The following is an 18,617-nucleotide window of genomic DNA, read 5'->3' as shown; positions in this document are numbered from 1 at the left end:
TGTCGAGTGGCAATTAAAAAGCTAAGAAGAAATCTTTTAATAAGTCCTTATATGCTGATGTATGCTGTTGCAAGGATTCGTAAATGTAAAAATCCCTTTCCAAGCTAGAGCCAGCTGTTTTGCTCAAACAAATCATTTGCCTAAAGGTTGGCTTGCTGTTATCGGAGTGGATATGAATGATTTCTTGGAGAAAAAGGCCATAGGTTGAAGATATTTTAATAACATAATCTACCTGCTTAAGGGGCAGAATTAACCATATTGTACCCTGTTCGCTCAGCATTGAAGCTGATTTGTCAATCAACATTTCGAAAAAAGCATCAGTTGTGTGCCTGGCAACTCCTTTTTTAACTTCTGCATTCTTTAAATCGTTCACAAAGAATGGTGGATTGGAAACAATTAAATCAAACCTTTCAACTGAATCATATTCCTCAAAAGCAGTGCAAGTAACCGATAATCGGTTTGAAAAGTTAGAGTTGCTGAAGTTTTTCTTCGCCGTTTCAGATGCTTCTTTATCAATTTCTACTGCATGAACAATTGCTCTAGGAAAACGCTGAGCCAACATTAAGGCAATTACACCCGTTCCTGTTCCTATATCTAATATCCGTTTAGGTTCATGCTGATGAGCAGAAGCTGCCAATAACACCCCATCGGTATTAATTTTCATGGCACAACCCGATTGATCGACCTCAAATTGTTTGAATTTGAAAATGCTCATTAAAACTATCTTTCTAAATTTTAGCCATTTGAACTTGCAAGCAACACTTATTACGATTTTTCATAAAGCTCTAACGGCAATCCATCTGGATCTGTAAAAAACGTAAATCGCTTTTCGGTAAATTCATCAATTCTTATCGCCTCACTAACAATGCCATGTCCTGCTAATCTTTCAATTTCTTGTTCAATATCATCTACCTCAAAAGCTAAATGACGCAAGCCTTGTGCTTCTGGTCGCGAAGGTCGGGCGGGTGGATTCTCAAAGGAGAAAAGCTCAATCTGATACAAGCCATTTACAGCCAGATCAAGTTTGTAAGATTTTCGCTCCGCCCGGTAAACCTCTGCCATTATGGTAAATCCGAGTTTGTTCACATAAAAATCTTTCGACTTTTCATAATCCGAACAAATAATTGCAATATGATGAATACGATTGAACATGGGAGGAGTTTTATTGAATGAGTGCCGAATTATTGAATGAATGCCAAATTATTGAATGAATGAATGAATGAGTGAGTGAATGCCGAATTATTGGATGAGTGAATGATTGAGTGCCGAATGAATGAATGAGTGAATGTGGCAAAGTTGCGCAAAAAGGCGTAGTTTTTTAGCTTAACACTTTACTTTCCATCAAAATTTTAGCAAATTCATTAAAATTTCAAGCTTCAACAAGGCTGGGGTTCAAATCAATTTCCACAATCATATCATTATTTCCACATTGTCTATTTCGAGTATCCTTTCCTTCACGCTTTAAAATTAAAAAAGCTATTTTTGCATCTTCAAAAAAAAAGCATGATTCATTTCTTCTTAAGTCAATCACAGGCGGTTTTTGTTCTTCAAACAGATAAATCGCTTAGTCCCAATGATATTACTAAACTTGAATGGTTATTTGGCGATGCCAAAATCTCGCAAGAAACAGCACTAAAAGGTTTTTTTGTTGGTCCTAGAGCGGCAATGATTACGCCTTGGAGCACCAACGCGGTGGAAATTACCCAAAATATGGATTTGCAAGGAATCATCCGAATAGAAGAATTTAAAAAAGTTGCGGAAGATTTTTCAGACTACGATCCAATGCTTTCGCAAAAGTACGATCAGCTTCACCAAGAGGTTTTCACCATCAATATAAAGCCAGAACCAATTCTTGAAATCACCGATATTGCTGCTTATAATAAACAGGAAGGTTTATCTTTAAGCGATGAGGAGGTTGATTATCTAAATGCTCTGGCAACAAAATTAGAAAGACCCTTAACCGACTCTGAAGTTTTCGGTTTTTCACAAGTTAACTCTGAACATTGTCGCCACAAAATTTTTAACGGTAAGTTTGTAATTGATGGTGTTGAACAACCAACCTCGCTTTTCAAGTTAATTCGTAAAACTTCTGAAGAAAACCCCAACGATATTGTATCGGCTTACAAAGATAATGTTGCTTTTATTAAGGGGCCTGTTGTACAGCAATTTGCACCTAAAAGAGCAGATGTACCAGATTACTACGCCGTTAGCAACTTCGAATCGGTCATTTCTTTAAAAGCAGAAACCCACAATTTCCCAACCACGGTAGAGCCTTTTAACGGTGCGGCTACGGGTTCTGGTGGCGAAATTAGAGATCGTTTGGCTGGCGGACAAGGCTCTTTGCCTTTGGCTGGTACAGCAGTTTACATGACTGCCCTTTCTCGTTTAGAGGAAAACAGACCTTGGGAATCTGGCGTAGCGGAAAGAAAGTGGCTGTATCAAACGCCAATGGATATTTTGATCAAAGCATCAAACGGTGCTACTGATTTTGGAAATAAATTTGGTCAGCCTTTAATTACAGGCTCAGTTTTAACTTTCGAGCACGAAGAAGATGCTCGTAAATTGGGTTACGATAAAGTAATTATGCTTGCTGGTGGTGTTGGGTACGGAAAGGCAAGTCAGGCACAAAAACAAAAACCACAAGAGGGCGATAATATCGTAATTCTTGGTGGTGAAAATTATAGAATTGGCATGGGCGGTGCAGCGGTTTCTTCTGCTGATACCGGGCAACATGGTTCTGGTATCGAATTAAATGCCATCCAGAGGTCCAATCCAGAAATGCAGAAAAGAGCGGCCAATGCCGTTCGAGGGATGGTAGAAAGTGAAGAAAACTTTATCGTTTCCATCCACGATCATGGTGCAGGCGGGCATTTAAACTGCTTATCAGAATTGGTGGAAGAAACTGGTGGATTAATCAACTTAGACAAACTACCTGTAGGCGATCCTACCCTATCTGCCAAAGAAATTATCGGAAATGAGTCTCAAGAACGAATGGGATTGGTTATCGGTAACGATCACATCGAAACTTTACAAAAAATTGCCGATCGCGAGCGTTCTCCAATGTACACCGTTGGTAAGGTTACCGGCAATCATCGCTTTACTTTTAAATCCGAAACCTCCGGCCTTAAACCAATGGATTTCGATTTGAATGACATGTTTGGAAGCTCACCTAAAATTGTGATGGAAGACCAAACCATCCAACGTAAATATGAGCCAATTGCATATGACGAAGCTAAGCTAAACACCTATTTAGAACAGGTTTTACAATTAGAAGCCGTAGCCTCTAAAGATTGGTTAACCAATAAGGTAGATCGTTGCGTGGGTGGCAGAGTGGCTAAACAGCAGTGTGTTGGTCCGCTTCAATTGCCTTTAAACAATTGTGGCGTAATGGCGCTAGATTTTCAAGGTAAGGAAGGTATCGCTACATCGGTTGGTCATGCACCACTTTCAGCCTTGATTGATCCGGCTGCAGGCAGTAGAAATGCCATTGCAGAGGCGCTTTCAAATATCGTTTGGGCACCCTTAAAAGATGGTTTAAAAAGCGTTTCCCTTTCTGCCAATTGGATGTGGGCCTGCAAAAACGAAGGTGAAGATGCCAGATTGTATGCAGCAGTTAAGGCCTGTTCAGATTTTGCCATCGACCTAGGAATTAACATCCCAACGGGAAAAGATTCTTTATCGATGAAACAAAAATATCAAGATGGTGATGTAATTGCGCCTGGTACGGTAATTATTTCTGCTGGCGCAAATTGCGATGACATTACGCAGGTGGTAGAACCTGTGCTTCAGAAAGATGGAGGGGCAATTTACTACATCAATTTATCTAGCGACAGCCATAAACTGGGTGGATCATCTTTCGCCCAAATTTTAAATAAAATTGGCACTGAAACACCTGATATTTTGGATGCAGGAAAACTAAAAACAGCATTCAACACCATCCAGCAATTAATTAAGAAAAACAAAATACAAGCAGGACATGACATCGGCAGCGGTGGTTTAATTACTACGTTGTTAGAAATGTGTTTCGCCGATCGCGATTTAGGAGCAAGCATTGATTTATCACCTCTGGGAGAACAAGACAGTGTAAAATTGCTTTTTGCAGAAAATATTGCTTTGGTTTTTCAAGGAGATGCTTCGGTAGAAGAAATTTTGAGCAAGGCGGGCGTAAATTTCCATAAAATTGGAGAAGTGAATGCATCTGCTAGGTTAGAAGTTAAAAATCAATCTGCACAGTTTAGTTTTGATATTGATCACCTCCGTGATGTTTGGTTTAAAACCTCTTATCTGTTGGATGCAAAACAAAGCGGGGCAGTGAAGGCAAAAGAGCGCTTTGAAAACTACAAAAATCATGTCTTAAAATACAGTTTCCCAAATCAATTTGATGGGAAAAAACCTGTGATTGACTCCAACAAACCCCGCCCGAAAGCGGCAATTATCCGCGAAAAAGGCAGCAACTCTGAGCGTGAATTGGCGAATGCCATGTACCTTGCGGGCTTTGATGTGAAGGATGTACACATGACGGACTTAATAAGTGGACGCGAAACCTTAGAAGACATCAAATTTATTGGTGCTGTAGGTGGGTTCTCCAATTCAGATGTTTTGGGTTCTGCAAAGGGCTGGGCTGGTGCTTTTATGTATAATGAAAAGGCTAAAATCGCTTTAGAAAAATTCTTCAATCGCCCTGATACGCTTTCTGTTGGTATTTGTAATGGCTGCCAATTGTTTGTAGAGCTGGGGCTGATCAATAAAGATCACGAGGAGAAACCAAAAATGCTGCATAACGAAAGTGGAAAGCATGAGAGTATTTTTACGTCGTTAACGGTGGCAGAAAACGATTCTATAATGCTCTCTACATTGGCAGGTAGCACTTTGGGCGTATGGGTATCACATGGTGAAGGAAAATTCTCATTACCTTATGCCGAAGAGCAATATAAAATTGTTGCTAAATATGCATACGATACCTACCCTGCAAGTCCAAATGGTTCTGACTACAACACCGCAATGATGTGTGACGAATCTGGCAGACACCTGGTTATGATGCCACACATTGAGCGTTCATTGTTTCAATGGCACTGGGCAAATTATCTAAAAGGTAGAAATGACGAGGTTTCCCCTTGGATGGAAGCATTTGTAAACGCCCGCAAATGGGTTGAAGAACAAGTGTAAGACGGCTTGATATAAATAAATTTAAATCCATAAAATAACAAAGGCTTGAGCAAAAACTCAAGCCTTTTATTCAACCTCACTTTTCCTCTTTTGATTACGGAGCGTTATCAAATACGGTTTTTATTGATTTGTGAATAAATTATTAATAGGTGTAAAACCCTTTGATCTGCGGGGCGAATTGTTCGATATTCCAGCCGACATTCAAAAATCACTCCCCCTCTTTACATCAAATTAAAATTAATTGGCATATTATATCTTACCCGAACCGGCACACCTCTGTTTTTACCAGGTTTCCACAAGGGAGATTTTTTGATTACTTTCATAGCTTCTTCATCGCAACCATAGCCAATTCCTTTAATCACTTTCACATCGGTTATTGATCCATCACGTTCTACTACAAAACTTACAAACACTTTGCCTTTAACCCCTTCCTCCATCGCCTGAGAAGGATAATGTAAATTGCGTTCCATATATTTTGTAAAGGCTTTCATTCCTCCCATAAACTCTGGGTATTCGTCAACCAGAAATACATCTGTAACGCCTGCATCAGCCCCAGTTCCTTCCTGAGTACCAGCGCCGGTGCCATTTCCGGTCTCGGACTTTGTTGGGATAACCAAATTTGGTTTAATCTCCCCGTCTTGTGTTTTGTTGCTCACCACAGCACTTTCAATCTCTTTTATTGTAGGTGGTTCTTCGATGTCTTTGCGATCTACAACAACAATATTCGATACCATTTTTACCGTTTTAACTTTTACAGGTTCTGCTTTTGCTGGCTCCAGTTTCTTTTCCGGCTCCGGCTTTTTCATTTCGTGAATGACATCAGGTGTGGAGACTTCGATAACTTTCGAAGTGTTATCTGCAAGCGGTTCTTTAGGGAAAACCTTTGCATAAATAATTGGAGAAAAACACAATAAGAGAAAAAGACTTCCAGATACGAAAAGTGCTCTGGTCATAATTGTTGACGACTTAGACCTAAGTTCGTAAGCGCCATAATTTTTGTTGCGGTCTGCAAATACAAGATCGAGCCACTCGGTTTTGTACACGTTGATTGAAGAATTGAACATAGCTTTTGTTTTTTAAAGCATGATGTTCAGAAATCTTCAATTCCATAAAACTTTAAAAAATCTATATTATTTGCGAAAAATGAAATTTTCCATCTCAAAAACATTTTTTTATTTCATTTTCAATAAATTTCACATATTTAATGCGATTGTTTTATAAAAATTAATAAAATATCCTATTTTTGACAAAAAACATAACAAATTAATGAAAAGCTTAAGAACCATCGCATTAAAAGAGGCTCAAAACAGAATTTCACCAGAAGTTAAATCACCATCAGCAAAAATTTCTGACTTTTTTGGCTCTAATGTATTTGATAAGAGAAAAATGAGAGATTTCTTATCTAAAGACGTGTATGAAAAATTAATATCATCTATCAACCAAGGTGAATTAATTAACACTGATGACGCTAACCAAATTGCAACAGCTATGAAAGCTTGGGCAATGAGTGCTGGCGCAACACATTACACGCATTGGTTCCAGCCGTTGACTGGCACAACTGCAGAGAAACACGATTCATTCTTTGAGCCAAGCGGTGACGGGGCAATTGAAAAATTTGCGGGTAGTGCATTGGTACAACAAGAGCCTGATGCATCTAGTTTCCCTAACGGTGGTATTAGAAATACCTTCGAAGCTCGTGGTTATACCGCTTGGGATCCATCTTCTCCAGCTTTCATCATGGAAAGTAAAGCCGGTAAAACACTTTGTATCCCTACAGTTTTTGTATCTTATACAGGTGAAGCCCTAGATTATAAAGCACCATTATTAAAAGCATTAGCAGCGCTTGATAAAGCAGCGGTTGATGTTTGCCAATATTTCGATAAAAGCATTACTAAAGTAAATGCATCATTAGGTATTGAACAAGAATATTTCTTGGTTGATGAGTCCTTGTATAACGCACGTCCTGATTTATTATTAACCGGACGTACTTTATTCGGACACATGTCTGCTAAAGGCCAACAATTAGAGGATCATTATTTTGGATCTATTCCTGAGCGTGTATTTAGCTACATGGTAGATTTCGAAAACGAGGCTTTAAAATTAGGTATTCCATTAAAAACTCGTCACAACGAGGTTGCACCATCTCAATTTGAATGTGCACCTATTTATGAAGAAATCAACTTAGCTATCGATCACAATCAATTGTTGATGGATTTGATGGAAAAAGTTGCTCGTCGTCATCATTTCCGTGTTTTATTGCACGAAAAACCATACGCAGGCATCAATGGATCTGGTAAACACAACAACTGGTCGTTAATTACCGATACAGGCAAAAACTTATTGGCACCAGGCAAAACGCCAAAAAACAACTTAATGTTCTTGGCTTTCTTTGTAAACACCATCAAAGCAGTTAGCGAGCATGCAGATTTATTACGTGCAAGTATTGCTTCGGTAAGCAACGACCACCGTTTGGGTGCCAACGAAGCACCACCAGCAATCATTTCAATCTTCTTAGGTTCTCAATTAAATGATGTATTGGATGAAATTGAGCACTCACGCATCAGCAAAAAAATCAAAGAAGATAATGCATTGTGGTTGGGTATTCCTAAAATTCCACAAATTTTATTGGATAATACCGATCGTAACCGTACATCTCCTTTCGCATTTACAGGTAACAAGTTCGAATTAAGAGCAGTTGGTTCATCAGCGAACTCATCTGCCCCAATGACGATCTTGAACGCAATTATGGCCGAGCAATTGGTTAAATTTAAAGCTGAAGTTGATAAATTGATCAAAAAAGGCGATAAAAAAGACATTGCTTTATTAACGGTGATCAAAAAATACATCAAAGAATCTAAATCAATTCGTTTTGAAGGTAATGGTTACAGCCAAGAATGGGAAGATGAAGCATTAGCTCGTGGTTTATCCAACATCAAAACTACCCCTAAAGCTTTAGATGCTTACTTGACTGAGAAATCAGCAGAATTGTTTGAATCGACTGGTATTTACAGCAAACGTGAGATTCATGCCCGTCATGAAATCATGTTAGAAAACTTCTATAAAAAACTACAAATTGAGGCACGTGTAATGGGTGAAGTTGCAAATACTGCAATTATTCCAGCTGCTATTGCTTACCAAAATGCTTTAATCGCAAACGTAAAGGGATTAAAAGAAATTGGTGTAGATAGTAAGGTTTCTATTGATATCGTTAAGAAAGTAAATGAGCACTTAGAAATTGTGAAAAGCAATATCGATGCCATGCTAGAAGAACGTAAAGTAACCAACAAAATTGAAGATACGCGTGAGAAAGCAATTGCTTACGATGAAAAAGTTAAATCGTATTTCGAGATTATCCGTTACCATGCAGATAAATTAGAGCAAATTGTTGACGATAGCGTTTGGCCTCTACCAAAATTCAGAGAATTATTATTCATGAAATAAGATTTTAATCTTGAATAATTAAAATCAAAAGGGCGTTAGGTGTAAACTTAACGCCCTTTTTGTTGCTCTCCCCGTAAATTTCGGCAAATGGAATGGTTTATTTAGCTTTTTGTTTTGTAGCAAATTATGTTTTTTCACTTCCTTTTGTAGCGATGTGAAGCTCCCCCCCTTATACACCAAAAACCTTTTACCTTTTACCTTCCACCTTTTAGCGCTAATCCTTATCTTTGCGCCAACATGAGTGATAACAGGTACAATCAGCGTGGCGTTTCTGCCTCAAAAGAAGATGTGCATAATGCCATCAAAAATATTGACAAAGGAATTTTCCCGAAGGCGTTTTGCAAAATTATTCCCGATATTTTAGGTGGAGACGATGCCTACTGCAATATTATGCACGCTGATGGCGCCGGAACGAAGTCATCTTTAGCTTATGTGTATTGGAAAGAAACTGGCGATCTTTCTGTCTGGAAAGGAATTGCCCAGGATGCCATTATCATGAATTTGGATGATTTGATTTGCGTTGGTGCAACAGATCATATTTTATTATCTTCTACGATTGGCCGCAACAAAAACCTGATACCTGGTGAAGTAATTGCAGAAGTGATTAACGGAACCGAAGAAATTTTGGCTGATTTACGCGATCAAGGCATCTCTATTTACTCTACAGGTGGTGAAACGGCCGATGTGGGCGATTTGGTAAGAACGATCATTGTAGATTCTACCGTTACCTGCCGCCTAGAAAGAAAAGACGTAATCAGTAATGACAACATTAAACCCGGTGATGTAATTGTAGCTTTAGCCTCTTTTGGTCAAGCCACTTACGAAACCGAATACAATGGCGGGATGGGATCAAATGGATTAACTTCTGCACGTCATGATGTTTTCGACAAATCTGTTGCAAACAGCTACCCAGAAAGTTTTGACCCCGCTGTTCCTTTCGATTTGGTGTTTTCTGGCCAGAAGAAACTAACAGATGAAATTGAAATTGAGGGATTTGGCAAAATTACCGCCGGAAAATTGGTCTTATCTCCCACGCGTACCTATGCCCCTGTTATTAAAAAAATTCTAGAAAAACATCGCAACAAAATTAATGGAATTGTACACTGTAGCGGTGGTGCGCAGACGAAAGTGCTGCATTTCATTAATGATGATATCCATGTAATAAAAGATAATTTATTCCCAATTGCACCATTGTTTAAGCTGATACAGGAAGAATCTGGCACCGATTGGAAAGAAATGTATAAAGTTTTTAACATGGGTCACCGTATGGAATTATACGTTCCTGAAGAAATTGCTCAAGAAATTATCGAGATTTCTAATGGCTTCAACATAGATGCACGAATTATTGGTCGTGTAGAGCGGGCTGAGCAAAAGCAGGTTACCATCGAAAGCGAAAAGGGAACTTTTGTTTACCATTAGAGCTTAAATAGCCTTAAAAAACCAGCTAAGAACCTGAACTAAATTCAGGCTGACGACACCTTAAAACGATCTTCCCTGGTCCGTCCACCTTGCTGATTCATTTCAGCATTTTAATGGATGGTAATTCGCCTTGTTGTTTCACCGTATGGGTTAAGGTCATAAAAAAATTTGGAGCGCAATTGCAGTGCCAGTCGGTTTCGGTAGTCCCGCTTTACTTTCGCCATGAAAAATGGCTTCAATACAATCGGGGCTATTTTACTCAGGTTTGAAGCATATGGGTAAACACAAAACTTGAATAATTGCCGTAATTGCACAAACCCCGGTTCCTAAACCGTATTGAAGCGGTATCCCCCGATTTTTTCAATCGGGGATTTAGCGGAAAGACGGACTACAGTCCGCCAAGAATTCCGTCCGTTCCTTTCCAAATGTTAAAATTAAATAATGGTCTTTATCAATCTTTTGGTCATTCAAAAAAAATTGGAGCGCAGTTGCAGTGCCAGTCGGTTTCGGTAGTTTCGCTTTAACTTCGCCATGAAAAATGGCTTCAATACCACTGGGGCTATTTTACCCAGGTTTGAAGCCTATGGATAAGCGCAAAATTTGATCAAAATTGCTTTATTTGCACAATCCGATGTTCCTAAACCGTATTGAAGCGGTATCCCCCGATTTTTTCAATCGGGGATTTAGCGGAAAGACGGACTACAGTCCGCCAAGAATTTATACCGTTCCTTTCCAAATGTAAAAATTAAATCATGGTCTTTATCAATCTTTTGGTCATTCAAAAAAAGCCTTTTAGCGTTGTAATTCTAAAAGGCTTTTGAATTTGAACTTAAATTTTAATAATCTTCAATGTTTTGACTTGGTTTCCGGCTTCGAGCGTTAGCACATAAATTCCCGGCGGTATGCCCCTTTCGTTAAAGTTGATTTCAAAACTGTCATCGTTGGCATAGGTTTGTGGCGCTACGACCAGATTGCCCCCAAAGCCATACATAGATAGCCTGATATCCGATTTCTGCGAAAGCTTGATGGTTGCCTTGAACTCTCCATTGGTTGGGTTGGGATAGATCTTGAATGAGGTGAACAGGTCTTCCTTATAGCCAAGTGCATCTGTAACTTCCTTCTTGCTTTCCCTTGGCAAAACGGTGATGCTTTTCTGAACGGCATCCGCACATTGGCCGAGGTTTACCATCATCATCATGTTGTAAACTCCGGGTGCATCAAACCGCACTTGCCTAATGGTATTTGATGCATTTGAAGCAATCATAGTGGTACCTGTATCAAAAATCCATGAGGTTTTTGATGGTGTTGGTTTTGAAACATCAACAACGATAACGGTATCGCCAACGTTGGCATAGGTGGATACCAGAAAATTTGCCTTCAACAATGTGGTTGAAGTTTGCACCGTAAACGTTTTGGTTATCGAGCAACCTACCGGATTGGTCACTTTCAAAGCATATTTTCCGCCTTCGCTGATCTGAACTTTTTGGGTCGTTTTTGAAAAGCCGTTGTCTGCCGTCCACTGGTAAGCAAGCCCAGGGCTGCCTGCATCGTAGCTTACCACTTGCCCTACGCATAAAACGGTATCGGGAAGGTTGGCAACCTTGATCTCTGCTGGTGTGACCATATTGCTGGCATCTTCTATGACACAGCCATTCGCATCGGTAACGGTTACCTTGTAAAATCCTCCACATAAGCCACTTATTGAGGATGTATTACCATAATTGCCTGACGACCAGCTGTAGGTGTATGGTGCCGTTCCACCGGAAACCGTTAGTTTGATCTCTCCATCGCACACATCAAAACAGTGTTGTTGCGTCACAGTTTTCGCCACCATCAGGGCCGAAGGCTCCGTTATCGTTTTTGATAGGATTGTTGTACAGCCCTTTCCATCCATAACCGAAAGGTTATAAATGCCTGCTACCAGATTGCTAAAAACCCCAGAGCTTTGATAGGTGCCGTTGTTGATGGCATATTGATAAATGCCATTTCCACCAGTGGCTGTTAATGATATTTCCCCTGTTCCAGCGCCATTACAGCTTGGGTTCTTGAAACTGCTTACGGTTAGGGCTAAGGGCGGGTTTTCGTTTATCGTTATGGTTAAACTGGCGATGCAACCATTGGCATCGGTGAGGCTGAGCAGATGGCTCCCCCCTGCCAGATTATCAAACCGGTTGGAGGTTTGTGGTGCCCCACCGTTTATGGCGTATCTATAGGGTTGGGTGCCTCCAATGGCGTTTAAGGTCAAACTGCCATTGTTCGACCCTGCACAGGTTACGTCGCTTTTGCTCGACAGGCTGAGTGCCAGTACAGCAGGTTCTGTAAGCGCAACATTGATGCTTTCTGTACAGTTGTGCGCATCCCTTACCCATAGCGTATAATTATTTGCGCTCAGTGCGGTAAACATTCCTGATGGGACATAGCTTGTACCTCCGTTGATACTGTATTGGTATGGCGCCGTACCTCCATTGGCCATCACCTCAATCTTTCCATCATTCTGTGCCTTGCAGGAAATATCCGTCCTGGCCTTGAGCTGGATCGTTAGCTTAGCAGGCGCCGTGAGGGTTGCGTTAAGGGTATATTGACAACTGTAAGGGTTGTCCTTCACCACGATGCTATAGTTTCCGGCTGTTAGGCCCGCAAAGCTGTTCGATGTTTGGAACGCTCCATTGTTTATGGAGTACAGGTAGTTTCCGTTTCCGCCCAGGGCATTGTTGACCGTGATCTTGCCGTCATTGCCAGAAAAACAGGATACATCGGTTTGGGACAGTTGTGCGGAAATGCCCGTGGTTACGCTGATGGTCTTCAGATCCGTTGCAATACAGCCGTTCGCATCTTTTACGAAAACGGTATATTGGCCTGCAACGAGACTGCCGAAATCTTGGTTCGACGAATAGTTGTTCCCATCTATACTATATACGTATGGCGTTGCTCCGCCACTTACGCTGCTGATGGAGATACTGCCCGTTCCATCGCAGGTTGAAGGTGATATCGCCGTGGCCTGCAAGGCCAGTGCTGGTGCAAGATTGGTTATGGTGGCCTGAAATGCCACCTGACAGTTGTTTTTGTCCCGTACAACGATGTTGTAATTGCCGGCAATCAAATTCGAGAAGGTATTGCCGAGTTGGAAGCTGGCTCCATTCAGTGCATATTGATAGGGTGCAAGGCCACCTGAAACGCTTATAACGATGGATCCGCTCGCATCTCCAAAACATTTAACGTTTTGTACCGTGGCCGATGCGTTGATGGCTGCCGGTTCTGTTAGGCTAACATTCAAGGTCTTTACACATAGGTTTGCATCTTTTACCTGTACGCTGTGATTACCTAATAACAGACTTGTAAATGTTGGGCTATTTTGGAAGGTACCTCCATTCAAAGCGTATTGATAAGGGGCTTGTCCGCCACTGGCCGATACGGAAATTTCGCCGGTACCTGCGCCTGAACAATTTACATCCACCTTGTTTACCAGGCTTAAGGTGAGGAGGCTTGGCTCGGCAATGGTTTCTGTTGTTTCTTTGGAACAGCCGTTTGCATCTGTTGCCCGCACCAGGTAATTTCCTGGCGCTAAATTGCTGAAGCTATTGTTCGTGCCCTGATTCGCACCGTTCAACGTATAGGTATAGCTTCCGCTACCACCTGTAGCGCTTACCGTAAGGCCTCCGTTGTTCGCGCCATTGCAGGATACGTTCTGTCTGCCTGAAACAACCAGCGCTACGGCATTGGGCTGGGTTAAATCGACCGTGAAATCGGCCGTGCAGCCGATTTGATCTTTTATCGAGAAAACGTACTGACCTGCTGATAGTCCGCTGAAAACGTTGTTGGACGAATAGGTTCCCGAGCTTTTGATCCCATAGGTGTAGGTACCCGTGCCTCCTGTGGCGGATAGGGTGATTTTTCCGTCTGCAGAACCAGAGCAGCTTACCGCGTTCACCACGGCAGATCCTACAATCTGAGCAGGTTGGTTGATGATTACGTTCTGGGTTCTTGTACAGCCGTTGTCATCGGTGGCCGTTATGGCGTATGTTCCTGCCAACGCGCCGCTGAATACGCCATTGCCGAAGGTAAGGGCGGGCATGCTGCTGTACACGATATTGCCCTGCCCTCCCGTTGAGGATACATCAATCGTTCCTGTTCCCCCAAAACAGATAGCATCGGTCTTGCCATCGATATTCAGCACAAGTTCTGCTGGTTGGTTAACTACAGCGGATACGCCAATTGAGCAATTGGTCTGGTCCTTGATCCTGACCTCGTAGGTGCCTGCCGCCAATGCAGAAAAAACACCTGTCGTGTTGCTGCTTGCCCAATTATCGATGGAGTACTGGTTTGCACCAGATCCGCCTGTTGCGGTAATGGTTATTGTTCCTGTTGAGGAGCCAAAACAACCTGCATCCTGTACGGTGGCGGTGGCCTGCAGACTGGCGGCCGGTTGATTGATGGTTACTGTTGTGGCTGCCGATACACATTGGTTTGCATCCTTGATTTTGATGGTATAGGTGCCTTGTGGCAAACTGAAGGCATTGCTGCTCTGGTAGCTTGCGCCCCCATCGCTTGAGTAACTGTATCCCGTGCCGGAACCACCTGTTGGGTTATCGATGGTGATGGTTCCCTCTGCGCCAAAACAACCGGCATCTGTTTTATTGATATTGGCCACAATGTCTGCATTCTGGGTAACGGTGGATGTTCTAGTGGCTATATTCCCATCTACATCTTTTACGTACAGGGTATAGCTACCAGCACTCAGGTTACCGAACGAACTGCTGGTTTGGTAGGAAATGCCGTTGATGGAATAGGTATAAGGGGGCTTCCCTCCATTGGCGGCTACATTTATGCTCCCGTCGCTCCCGCCATAACAGTCGTTGTTGGTTTGTGCGCTTATGGCAAGGGCTAAAGGTGTAGGCTCTGTCAAGGTTATGCTCAAGGGTGCAGACACACAGCCCTTGCTGTCCTTTGTGGTGGCGCTGTAAGTGCCTGCGGGCAAGCCAGCAAAGGTATCTGAAGTGGTGTAGCTTATCCCATCCAACGAATAGGTATAGCCTGTACCGGTCCCCCCAGTGGCGGATAGAATAATTTGTCCGTTGCTCAGTCCAGATCCTGTGGGATTGATGGCATTGTTGAGTACCGTATTTACTGCTGTTGGAATGGTTAAACTTACTGAATTGCTTGTTGCGGAACTGCATCCATTGGCATCGGTAATGATAAGGGTATAGCTTCCGGCCGATAGGCCCGTAAAGACATTGCTACCTTGGTTTGCACCGCCGTTTAGGGCATATTGATAGGGCGGTGTTCCCCCGCCTGCACTTGCGGTTACCGTGCCCGTTCCGGTTGAGCAATCTGGGCTTTGGCCTGTTATACTTACGGTTAGGGCCGGCGGTGCGTCGGGTATGGTGAAGGTAAACTCACTGGTACAGTTGGCACTTGCGTTGGTAACCTGCCCCTTGTAATTGCCTGGTTTCAGGTCGGTAACGCTTATCGAGGTACCCGTGAAGACCATCGTCTGGTCTGGAATGCCACCCGCAATGTAATTCAGGGTTAGGCTCAGGTTCTCCCCCCCGTTATAGACCGTGCCATCGTCGTATTTGAAATCGCTTAGGCTTATGGAACCCTTGCCGTTTGCGCAAAGCGGGGCAATGGGGATTTTGGTTTGAGGGATTGGGAAGCTGGGGTAGAAGGTAACTTGATATAATGTTTCCGAGGGTCCAAAGGAAGCAGAGTAAGTATTCCCTAACAGAATATACGTATATGTCCCAAATCTATTTAACCTAAAGTATATTGGAACACCGTAAGTATTATCAGTTAAGGTTAAGTAGAATGATTTCGAAATAATATAATCGCTTCCATCTTCATTTGGTAATGGTTTAAAATATGAAGTTATTAGTCCATTAATGACTTCATCTGCTTTAGTACTATATTCCCAATGATTTTGAGTATCAGAATTTCCAAACATTTCATTTTTGAATGAACAAGGAACTTTCAATGTCTCCTGTTCAGATGAGTTACAGCGACTCTTTACACTTAGTCCTGATGTTTTTCGAATGTTATAATAAACATCATAGTCATCATAAGATATCACATCTCCATTTACTCCATTAATTGGTACATAATAATATGCGCTAAATTGCAGTCTCCTAACATTCCAATCACAAGAATCGGTGAGGGAAGGAATTGCTAGGTTAGCAAATGATTCGATTCCTGTATTATCAGTAGTTCCCGTAGAAATCTCTATTGCTGCTGGGTAATTTGGTAAATCTACATAATTAGATGTAGTTGCAAGATTTATAATTTGACCATCTGGCATGGTGATTTTGATTACTCCAGGTAATGCAGGTAGAACAGACAGGGTGCTATTGACCTGTTTATATTGTACAGCAAATCGATACTGTTGCCCCATCGCTCCTCCACAAAGCCCCAAAAACAATATCAATAATAAATAAATCTTCTTCATACGCTTAATAATTAATTAGAATTTCCTTGCTGAAAGGACTTTCGGTGCCATCTTCAAACACGGCTTTTATGCGGTAGATGTAGATGGTATTGATGAACAACTGTGTATCGATAAATTGATGTGACCTATCTTTCTGCTTCGTTGCTGAAGGACTCAAGGTTTGCCACAGGCGCAATGGCTTGCCCTGCTCGGCCTTGTAGATGAGGTAGGCATCAACATTTGGCACGTTGTAGGCCCATTTGATCTGCACGGATAGGTTTTCGCGGTCTGCCGTGCCCTTGGTGTTGACGATTGCCGGCCTTAAGCCCAAATCCAGCCGTTTGGCACTAAAGGGCTTCGAATCTGAGTTGAGATTGCTATCGTCGAATGCCCTGATCTTATAAACATAGGTTTGCTTTAGGTTGACCGTTGTATCCATAAAGACATGTAGTGTATCCTTGAAGGTGGCTATGGGCTTCCAGTTCTCTTCGCCCTGCACCGTTCTATAAACTTCGTGCGCAACCACATCATCGCTGGCACTGTTGTTCCAGGCGAGATAGATCCCCTCTGCTCTATTTTCCACTTCATATAGCGATGGTGGTGCGGGTGGCACAATGTCCGGACGCTTCAATTTCAAGGGTTGCGAGAATTCTGAGGGGTTGTACCGCTTATCAACCGCTACGAGCTTGTAGAAAACAGATTTTGTCAGCGTCTTCAGTTCTACGGTATCGGTAAAGGCATTAATCTTTACAGCCTTTCGGGTCACTTGGGAGAACTCTCCATCAATGGAGTTGCCGCGATAGACGCGATAACCGGCCAGATCCTTTTCGGTGTTGGCCTTCCAGGATAACTTTACCAATCCAGCCTTATCTACCACGCCCTTCAGCTCAATTGGCGGTTCTGGTGGGATGCTATCGATCAGCTGGGCAAATACCGGGTAAGACAGGGTGCTTTTATCCTCCTTGCCATAGGCTCTGATTCGATAATAGTTGGAGTTTACCGCCAAGGGATCGACAAAGGTTCTGGTATCTGCACTCAACATTTTGGCATTGATCTTTTTGAATCCCTTTTCTGGGTTGCTGGCCTTCTCGATGTCGAAACCGATGATATCCGCTGGCTGATCGGGCATTTCCCACGTTACCTTTACCGTTTTCCCTATTACCTCGGCACTGCTTATACTGGCCGATGTTTCCAGATGGTGTATTGCGGTTACGCTCAGGGTATCCGATGCGGGGCCAATCTCTCCGAAGGGAGAAATCCCCTTCACTCTGTAAACGAGCTTTTTGTTGATGGCCGATACGGTATCGAGCTTGAATGCCCGCCTGCGGGTTTTGTCTTCTCCCTGTTCGGGGTTTACGATGCCTGCATCGGTAATGGCCTGGAAGGTCTTGCCCTCATCGTCTGATCGTTCTACGATATAGGTGGTATAGATCTGTGCCTGGGCTTCCTGGTTCCAGCTCAGCATCACGCCCTTTTTCTCTGCATTGATCCTGAGGTCGTATGGTTTTGGCAGTGGGGCATAATCTGATGGGCCTGTATAAACGAATCCGGTATCGATCCTTACCTGTTTGTCCGCTCCTGCCGGATAGATCCTGTAGAGATACTTTTCATTGCCTTTTACCGCGTGATCCACATAGGCCATTCCCATGGCCTTGGCAACCTCATAATCCTGATCTGCACTGAACAGGGCAAAGGAGAACCTCGATTCTGTTTCCTTGGCCTGGTTCATCATCTTGCCTATGGCATTCTCATCTGATTGGGAGACTTCGAACGATTCTCCGTAGAGGGCTTGGGCGGCAATCGAGAAGTATTTGTCGTCTGCCTCTACCTTTTTCTGCCAGGCTTCCATCGGCCAGGGCTTTATGGGCATTGGGCTCAAAAGTGACTGTTCGGGTTTGGCGAGGACTTTTCCGTCTCTCACGATGGTGAAACGGCGGAGCTGATAGCCGGTCTTGTTCAATGAATGCCATGCCTGGGCATTTGCTGGCCCCCATCTGAGCAGGATCGAATCTTTTAGCGGGCGTGCCAACATGGCAATCTTGATGGGCTTCTGCTGTGCATTGGCCTGTTGGTTCATGGCAAGGAGCAGAACGATGATGATGGAACGGATGTGGCCGTTAAGGTTTGTCGCCGTCCTGTTCCTTGGTGGTTTATGTCTTGATAAGGTGTTCAT

The 18,617-nt window shown here is 42.7% G+C and carries 8 protein-coding genes; 3 read left to right on the top strand and 5 right to left on the bottom strand.

All coding sequences use genetic code 11. From position 1 onward, the window contains the following. Positions 1-13 precede the first annotated feature (13 nt). A complete protein-coding gene (locus DHW03_RS02270) occupies positions 14-715 on the bottom strand; it encodes a tRNA1(Val) (adenine(37)-N6)-methyltransferase (protein ID WP_109924123.1) in 702 nt (233 codons plus the stop codon). Positions 716-765: 50 nt separating this feature from the next. After that, positions 766-1,152 carry an SMU1112c/YaeR family gloxylase I-like metalloprotein gene (gloA2, locus tag DHW03_RS02265; RefSeq protein WP_109924122.1) on the bottom strand — a complete coding sequence of 129 codons (387 nt, stop codon included), beginning with the start codon at positions 1,150-1,152 and terminating at the stop codon, positions 766-768. Positions 1,153-1,428: 276 nt separating this feature from the next. On the opposite strand from gloA2, the gene purL reads away from it, so the two are divergent. Continuing rightward, positions 1,429-5,166: a phosphoribosylformylglycinamidine synthase gene (gene purL, locus DHW03_RS02260; protein WP_109924121.1), complete on the top strand. Its 3,738-nt coding sequence runs from the start codon at positions 1,429-1,431 to the stop codon at positions 5,164-5,166. A 221-nt stretch (positions 5,167-5,387) separates the two neighbouring features. Here the strand turns inward: purL and DHW03_RS02255 are convergent, their stop codons facing one another. Beyond that, entirely contained in the window at positions 5,388-6,230 is an 843-nt protein-coding gene (locus DHW03_RS02255) for an energy transducer TonB (protein WP_109924120.1), read from the bottom strand. A 202-nt stretch (positions 6,231-6,432) separates the two neighbouring features. Between DHW03_RS02255 and DHW03_RS02250 the strand changes: the two genes are divergently transcribed. Then, a complete protein-coding gene (locus DHW03_RS02250; protein WP_109924119.1) occupies positions 6,433-8,607 on the top strand; it encodes a glutamine synthetase III family protein in 2,175 nt (724 codons plus the stop codon). 237 nt (positions 8,608-8,844) lie between these two features. Next, entirely contained in the window at positions 8,845-10,026 is a 1,182-nt protein-coding gene (locus tag DHW03_RS02245; protein WP_109924118.1) for an AIR synthase related protein, read from the top strand. Between the two features lie 829 nt (positions 10,027-10,855). On the opposite strand, the gene DHW03_RS02240 is transcribed toward DHW03_RS02245, so the two are convergent. Both DHW03_RS02240 and DHW03_RS02235 read right to left on the bottom strand, forming a co-directional pair. Beyond that, the gene (locus DHW03_RS02240) at positions 10,856-16,465 is read right to left on the bottom strand and encodes a T9SS type A sorting domain-containing protein (RefSeq protein ID WP_109924117.1); all 5,610 of its coding nucleotides are present in this window, start codon (positions 16,463-16,465) and stop codon (positions 10,856-10,858) included. Between the two features lie 4 nt (positions 16,466-16,469). Then, positions 16,470-18,617: a fibronectin type III domain-containing protein gene (locus DHW03_RS02235; protein WP_109924116.1), complete on the bottom strand. Its 2,148-nt coding sequence runs from the start codon at positions 18,615-18,617 to the stop codon at positions 16,470-16,472.

This window comes from Pedobacter yonginensis (genome assembly GCF_003173595.1).
Taxonomy (GTDB): Bacteria; Bacteroidota; Bacteroidia; order Sphingobacteriales; family Sphingobacteriaceae; genus Pedobacter; species Pedobacter yonginense.
The sequence above is the reverse complement of the archived record's forward strand: the minus strand, read 5'-3'. Positions and strand labels throughout refer to the sequence as shown.